7 protein-coding genes are annotated in these 6,968 nt (G+C 54.3%); all 7 read right to left on the reverse strand.

Features of this window, described 5'->3' with window-relative positions:
- Positions 1-118: 118 nt before the first annotated feature.
- The gene (locus JW953_00070) at positions 119-892 is read right to left on the reverse strand and encodes a WecB/TagA/CpsF family glycosyltransferase (GenBank protein ID MBN1991069.1); all 774 of its coding nucleotides are present in this window, start codon (positions 890-892) and stop codon (positions 119-121) included.
- A gap of 47 nt (positions 893-939) precedes the next feature.
- The gene (locus JW953_00075; GenBank protein MBN1991070.1) at positions 940-2,064 is read right to left on the reverse strand and encodes a glycosyltransferase family 4 protein; all 1,125 of its coding nucleotides are present in this window, start codon (positions 2,062-2,064) and stop codon (positions 940-942) included.
- A gap of 180 nt (positions 2,065-2,244) precedes the next feature.
- Positions 2,245-3,111 carry a YceI family protein gene (locus JW953_00080; protein ID MBN1991071.1) on the reverse strand — a complete coding sequence of 289 codons (867 nt, stop codon included), beginning with the start codon at positions 3,109-3,111 and terminating at the stop codon, positions 2,245-2,247.
- A 199-nt stretch (positions 3,112-3,310) separates the two neighbouring features.
- On the reverse strand, positions 3,311-3,535 hold the full coding sequence (locus tag JW953_00085; GenBank protein MBN1991072.1) for a hypothetical protein: 225 nt from the start codon (positions 3,533-3,535) through the stop codon (positions 3,311-3,313).
- A 31-nt stretch (positions 3,536-3,566) separates the two neighbouring features.
- On the reverse strand, positions 3,567-4,967 hold the full coding sequence (locus JW953_00090; protein MBN1991073.1) for a PD40 domain-containing protein: 1,401 nt from the start codon (positions 4,965-4,967) through the stop codon (positions 3,567-3,569).
- A 28-nt stretch (positions 4,968-4,995) separates the two neighbouring features.
- Positions 4,996-6,594 (reverse strand): efflux RND transporter periplasmic adaptor subunit, encoded by a 1,599-nt coding sequence (locus JW953_00095; GenBank protein MBN1991074.1) that lies wholly within the window; start codon positions 6,592-6,594, stop codon positions 4,996-4,998.
- A gap of 101 nt (positions 6,595-6,695) precedes the next feature.
- Positions 6,696-6,968 (reverse strand): FtsX-like permease family protein (locus JW953_00100; GenBank protein MBN1991075.1); only part of this gene is annotated, 273 nt, incomplete at its 5' end.

Below are 6,968 nucleotides of genomic sequence, written 5' to 3' on the forward strand. Positions count from 1 at the left end.
GAAGGAGATTTCTCGGCTTATGGCCTCGAAATGACATTCAGCTTGTCGCTTAACAAAAGTATTGGTTCCATTCTGTTTTTAGTATAAGTTAAATCTTTGCCGTAATTATACCCGATTTTCAGGAGATTACTATTAGATTTGTGTTAGAGTTTTTAAATTTGCTCCAAAACACCAGCCAGCTAAAACGGGGAACCGCATTCCAAATCCGCCGCCAGCGCCAGGGCTGGGTGATCAAACGGTGGAGCCATTCCAGGTGCAAACGCTGCATCCAGCGGGGGGCGCGTTTGGCTACGCCGGCAATAAAATCAAAAGAGCCGCCCACGCCCAGGCAAACGGGAATTTGCAGCCGGTCAAGGTTGCGGGCAATCCATTTATCCTGCTTGGGCGCGCCATAAGCCACCAATAAAATGTCGGGATGGGTGGGCAGGATGCGCCGGACAATGGCTTCGTTTTCGGCCAAAGCCGGCGAACCGGCGTAAAAACCGGCCACTTGCAGGCCGGGGTAACAAAGTTTGAGTTTGGCCACTGCTTTTTGGGCCACGCCTTCTTGCGCCCCCAAAAAATAAAGGCGATACCCTTTTTGGTGCGATAATTCCGCCAATTGCACCACCAGGTCGGAGCCGGGCACTCTTTCCGGTAATAGGGTTGTTTTTAAAAAGCGGGCGGCCTTGAGCAAGCCAATGCCGTCGGGCAGGGCCAGGGCGGCCCGGTTGATGATCTGCCGGAACTCTTCATCGCGCTGGGCCGCTACTACAAATTCCGGGTTGGCCGTAACCAGTTGATGCGGCCGACCGCTGGCAATGAATTCTTCAATCAAAGCCAGGGTGTGGGCCTTAGTAAGAGCGTGGACTTTAATATTGAGGATGGTGGCAGTGGGTGGAATTGATGGCATGGCTCGTTCGTCAATTCGTCAAAAGGAGAGTTTTTATGACCAGCCGGTCAATCATCGGCCGCCGCTTTCTGTAATATTTCCAATATCTGCGCGGCAGCCTTTGACCAGGAAAATTTCTGAACCTGGTTATAACCTCGTTCAATAAGCCGTTGGCGGAGACCGGTATCGGCGACCAGTTGGACGATACCTTCAGCAATTTCAGCGGTGTGGCGCGGGTCAACCAAAATAGCCGCATCTCCGGCCACTTCCGGCAGCGACGATGTGTTGCCGGTCAACACGGGCGTGCCGCAGGCCATTGCCTCTAACACGGGCAGGCCAAAACCTTCGTACAACGAAGGAAAAATGTAGGCCATTGCGCCGGAGAGTAACGCGGCTTTGTCTTGGTCGTCCACGTAACCGGGGAAGATGACCCGTTGGGCCAACTCCAGGGCCTGCACCCGCTCAAAAACAGCATTATACAACCAGCCCTTTTTACCCGCAATCACCAGCTTCAGGTCTTCAACACCGGGCAGATTTAACCCGGCGGCGTGAAACGCCTCCACCAGCCGGGCCAGATTTTTGCGGGGATGCAGCGTGCCTACGTAAAGCAAATAATCGCCCTGGATGCCGTATTTTGCCTTAACCCCATTGATAACGGCGGGATTGCTTACCCGGTTCAAACTTTCATCCCGGCCCAGGTAGACCACTTCTATCCGGGTGGGGTCAGCGCCGTAAAAGTCAAGCAAATCCTGTTTGGTGGCCAGGGAGTCGACGATAATGTAGCGGGCCGCGCGAGTATGGCGGCGGGTGGTCCAATCCAGGTACCAGCGATCAAAACGGCGATGGGTGTGGGGATAGTGGCGGTAGCCCAAATCGTGAACCGTAACCACTGCCGGAACCGGGCAATAGAGGGGCAGCACATGGGCCGGCACAAACAGCACGTCCGGCGGACGCCGGCGCAGTTCGGCGGCCAGGCGCAAATGGGTCCACATTCTGGGCCAGGGGATCACGCAGGTTTCCACGTGGGGCGAATCCGGCCAACGAGCATGTTGGGGCGGGTGAGGCGTGTAGAGCCGCAGCCGGCATAACGCTGAAGCCAGCCCGGCCAGGGCATTGATGAGTTCCAGCGAGTAGGTTTCGGTGCCGGTGCGCCGGGCGCGGGCCGCCCGGCTGGCGTCAAGGCCAATCAGCAGAGACATAGAGGCGTCATGGGTTCCTTTGTTTTGTTCTATGATACCTCAGGTTTCCGCGGATGTCATTTTTGGGTGTTTGAACTTTTTATAAAAATTCAGATTAGGTTTTTGCCGGGTAGGGACAGGACAATGTCTTGTCCCTACCCAAAAACATCATCTAAAAAACTATACCGCCCCTGATCATTCAATGGCTTCGGCCACAAATTCAATTTCCAGCCGGACCTGGTCATCAACGGTATCCACTGCCGGCACGTCGGGAATGAATAAGTCAAAATCGGTATAGAGAAAGTCGGTGGTGGCGGTGGCCTGGATGCGCGACTCTGAAACGGCAGTGGCCGTAACCTCAAAGGTAGTGGGGCGGGTCACGTCGGTAATGCTCAACTCGCCGGTCACCTGAAAGGTATAAGTTTCACCTACCGCTCCGCTTGCCGGCAGGCCGTTCAATTCCGTTGGCCTGAAGGTGATAAATTCGTAATCGTCCGTAAGCAAAATCCGATTTTTAATGGCCCGGTTTCGAAACTGATTATCTGTAGCCAGGGTGCGGGCGTTCACCTGAATGGCCCCCATCTGCGTTGCCGCCAGGTTGGCGGGAGCAAGGGCAAACTGGCCGGCAACTTGGTTCGTAACCCCCATCACGGTAATGGGGTCGCCTCGCAGCACCTCGTCAATATAAAAACGGGCTTCGGATTCGGCGGGAACGATTTCAAAAATAATTGGGGCCGTTTCATCAGATGGCGCGGGTTCTGTTTCAATGGCTGTCTCTTCCATAAGAACAACAGTCGCTGTAGGCGCGGCGGCTTCAGGTCCAGATTCTGCCTCCGGCTCTGTCTCCGGGCCGGTTTCTGTCTCAAGTTCAGGCTCGGTGGTGGGCGCGATTGTTTCGGCGGCAGGATTAATTTGGGCTATGGTTGGGGTGGAGGCCGCCGGCAGAGGAATGGCCTCGATGGGGCCGCTGGCCTGCTCGGGCGGTTTCAGAAACAAATAAACAATTATCCCGACGGCAATAATGAGTATCACCGCCATAACAATGACTATTTTTTTGATCATTTCAATTTTTCTGGCGCTATTGGCCATCCTCCTCATTTAAATTTTTGCAACATCAGGTTACAGTTTACCCCGGTTAGATTAAAATAAACGGAGAAAAACCTGAAAAATTTTAAAAATGGGAGGTTATCCTTTAATAAATAATAAGAGAGACGGCTTAGTAGCCGTCTCTCTTATTATTTTTTACCCAGTTGACCGTCCGCTATTCTTTCATCCACCTTTCAATGAGATTCAGCAGAAACCATAACCCCAGAATAATGGCAGCGCCGGGCAACAAACAGGCCAGCCCGGCCAGGGCATCCTGAAATCCCCAAATAAGGTAAATCAAGCCTGCGCCGATACCTACCAATACAATCAACACCAGGATAAGCAAAAAACGATCTTGCTTGCGGCGCGTTTTGCGATAATTGGTAGGTTCATGGGGCATTTAAAACTTCCAGTTGTGAATTTTTGAGTTATCATTGACTCCAACTGAGCATCCGCTCTTCAACGCCGTTGTATTGCAGCCCAAGCTGGGCCTGCACGGCCGCATCAAAAAGCGGGTGTTGGTTGCTGCCATCCGCGTTCATAACCCAAATTTCCCACCGGCCGGTGCGGTCGGTAATAAAAGCAATTTGCGAGCCGTCGGGCGACCAAGCGGGGGCGGCGTTGTTAAAAGAATGAGGCTGTTCGCCCCTCAATTGCTGTTCTACCAGGGTAATGATTGACGTTTCGGTCAGGCGGCGGCGGTTGCTGCCATCGGCGTTCATTACGTGCACTTCCCAGTGATCGTTTTGCCAATAAGTGGCCGCAATTTGGCTGCCATCCGGCGAAAACACCGGCGCGTAGTCGTTAGCGTCGTCGGTCAGCAGCCAGCGTGTAGCCTGGTTAAGGTCCAAACTCACCAAGCCCTGCTCGCCGTTGTAAACTACCTGCCAATCATTGGCCGGACTCCAGGTGGCCGCATAGGAGAAACGGTCGGCGGGCAGGGCTTCAAAAGCGCCGGTGGCTACGTCAACTTCGCGCAAACCCCAGTAGGGGTGGGGGAGCAGGGTATAACAAATTTTCATTTCCCTGCTACCGTCGTCATCTATCTCTATTTTTATTTCAAAGTAATCCCCATCTTCATCGGCCATAAGCGGGTCGTTGGGGCGGCGGCTGGTGCATTTATATTCGGGCACAAAACGCCCGCCGGTTACAAAATTGAGCACAATCCGGCGGCCATCGGGCGACCATGTGGGCGATTTGGGCTGGCGCACATCGTTCAAAATAATCCGCTCGCCCGTGCCGTCAATATTGATCACGCCCAAACTGCCCAGAGAGCCATGCCCATCACTGACCCACCGGGTAAAGGCCACCTGTTGCCCATCGGGAGAGAGGGCGGGGTCCATGCCCGTGGTCAGGTAACGCAGGTTGGCGCCGTTGGCATTGATGGCATAAATGTCGCCGCCGCTGGCGGTTTGGAACACAATTGTGCTTGGTAGTGAACTGGGGGCAGGTACAGGAGCAGCCAGGTTATTGGATTGGAGCGGAGCAAAATATGTTGGGTCGCCCTTAATGGAGACGTAGTATGATTTGCCGCTGATCCAGCCGCTATTGCCAGCGGGTAATTCCACCTGCCACCAGTCGCTGGTCGCATTGTAGCCAATAGCCGTAACCTGTTCGCCCTGCATCAGGTAATCAATCACCTCATAGGTCATGTCGGGGCCGGTGCGCACGCTCAAGACCGGAGCGATGACGGTTAAAGTAGGGCTGTCATCCCCCTGGGCTGCTGCCTGGGGCACAAAAATGGTAATGAGCCCGAGTAGCAACAACATTGCCGGCCACAGATAACCGGTTGTCCACTTTAGTGCCTTTACCGATATGTTATTTGAGTTCATCTGATTTATCTCCATTCTCAACGGCCCTTTAGCGAGGCGGCGGCCCACCGCCCATCATAAAGCCACGCTGCATCCCCTCATTCTCGTCGAGGAATGAGGTTACCTGGCCTACTACTTCATCACCGGCTTTTAAATCGGGCGATTGCACCACCGTCCACTCACCTTGAACCTCTCCGGTTGTCACCTGGACCCGCTGCCGCTGCCCATCCCGCACCACCAGCACATAATTCTCACCCTCAAATTCCTGGACGGAGGTGGTCGGCACCAACCAGCCGGGTTTAGCATTTTGGTCTATAATAGTGGCTACGGCCGTCATTCCGGGCAGCACCCCTTCCAGATTCTCATCGTCCAAGCGGATGGTGACCGGGTAGTTGACTACGCCGCTGTCAGACGTGCTCACCGGCACAATCTGGCTGACCGTGCCGCTAAAGGTGCGGTTGGGCAGCGCGTCAATGGCAATTTCAACGGGCTGGCCTAACTTAACTTTGGGGATGTCCACTTCGGCCACAATTACGTTCAGTTCCAGTTGGGTCAGATCGGTCAGGGTAACGGCATTGAGGGAATCGGAATTGACTTTTTGACCTTCTTCAACGTCCACGGCTAACACGGTTCCGTCAATCGGCGACAGCAGTCTGGTCTGGGCCAAATCGTCCTGGGCCTCTTCCAGATCAAGTTGAGCCTCGGCTACGTTTATTTTTGCTGCCTGCAAATCCGCCTCGCTGGCGCCGTTGAGCAAGTCGGCCAGTTGGGCCTCGGCGCTGGCCACCTGGGCTTCGGCTGAGGCTAACTCAGCCTCGGTGGGCTGGTTGCGCAGGGTGTCTAATTGGTGTTTGGCGTTTTGAATACTGCTCAAGGCGTCTTGCAAATCGGCCTCAGAGGCCGGGGCGGTGGCTTCTTCGTAGGCGGCTTTGGCCGCTTCGTAATCAAAAGTGGCCTCCTGCAAAGCTGTGGCCTGGGCAGACGCGCCGATATCGCCTTTGTATGCAACTCGGTCATAGTCAGCTTGAGCGTTTTGTAAAGCCAGGGTCTTTTTTTGCAGGTCAACCCCTAGTTGGATTAATTCCGTTTCGCTTACGCCATCCACCAATTCCTGGTGGCGTTCTTGGGCTGCGGCCAGGGTTGCTTCGGCCGCAGCCAATTCTTCGGCGCTGGGACCGGCCTGTACCTCGGCCAGATTTTCTCGGCCCGAAGCCAAGCTGGCCTGGGCCGAGGCAATATCAGCCGGGTCGGCGGCCTCAAGCAATTCATCTAACTGGGTCTGGGCAGAGGTCAAATTCAACTCGGTCCGCTTGACAGCACGCTCCAGATCAACGGTGTCCATAGCCACCAGCAGGTCGCCGACGGCAACGTTGTCGCCCACTTCCACGGGCACTTCGATGACAATCCCGGCCACGCGCAGCATGGCCGAATACTGACTCACCACCTCAATGTTACCGGCCGCGTCCACTTGCGCGTTATCCGTGGCGGGACGGATGATGGTTGTTGGCAGATCCGGCGCATCAGGTTGAACACCTTGCGCATTGGCGCCCCTGGTCATCGAGAGTAAATTGGGGCCAAAAAAGTAACCCAGGCCAATTAAGACGGCAATAACCGCCAGGGAAATCCAAATCCATTTCTTTTTATTCATTGTTTTTCTCCAAAATTAATTGTGAATTGTCAATTGTGAAGAGCCAATTGTGAACGAACAAGATCATTAAGAATTAATCATTAGCTATTCACAATTCACTATTATTCCGTTCTTAGGGCTTCAATCGGATCGAGTTGGGTGGCCCGCATGGCCGGATAAATCCCAAAGATCAGGCCGGCCAGCAAGCTAAAGCCCAGGGCCAGAACCAGGGAGTCCGGCTGAATGAGAACAGTAAAGGTAAACGTGGGCACTTGCCCCAACAAAGCTGCCAGGCTGTATGCCAGCCCCACCCCAATGAGACCACCCAAAAAACAGAGCATCAGGGCTTCGACCAGAAATTGCAACAGGATGTCGCTATCGTGCGCGCCCACGGC

The sequence above is a fragment of the Anaerolineae bacterium genome (assembly GCA_016931895.1).
In the GTDB taxonomy this organism is placed as follows: domain Bacteria; phylum Chloroflexota; class Anaerolineae; order 4572-78; family J111; genus JAFGNV01.

Excerpts from the sequence above, each read along its gene's own strand:
- JW953_00095 (MBN1991074.1), bottom strand. The coding sequence starts at position 6,594 with ATGAATAAAAAGAAATGGATTTGGATTTCCCTGGCGGTTATTGCCGTC.
- JW953_00070 (MBN1991069.1), bottom strand. The coding sequence starts at position 892 with ATGCCATCAATTCCACCCACTGCCACCATCCTCAATATTAAAGTCCAC.
- JW953_00085 (MBN1991072.1), bottom strand. The coding sequence starts at position 3,535 with ATGCCCCATGAACCTACCAATTATCGCAAAACGCGCCGCAAGCAAGAT.
- JW953_00090 (MBN1991073.1), bottom strand. The coding sequence starts at position 4,967 with ATGAACTCAAATAACATATCGGTAAAGGCACTAAAGTGGACAACCGGT.
- JW953_00080 (MBN1991071.1), bottom strand. The coding sequence starts at position 3,111 with ATGATCAAAAAAATAGTCATTGTTATGGCGGTGATACTCATTATTGCC.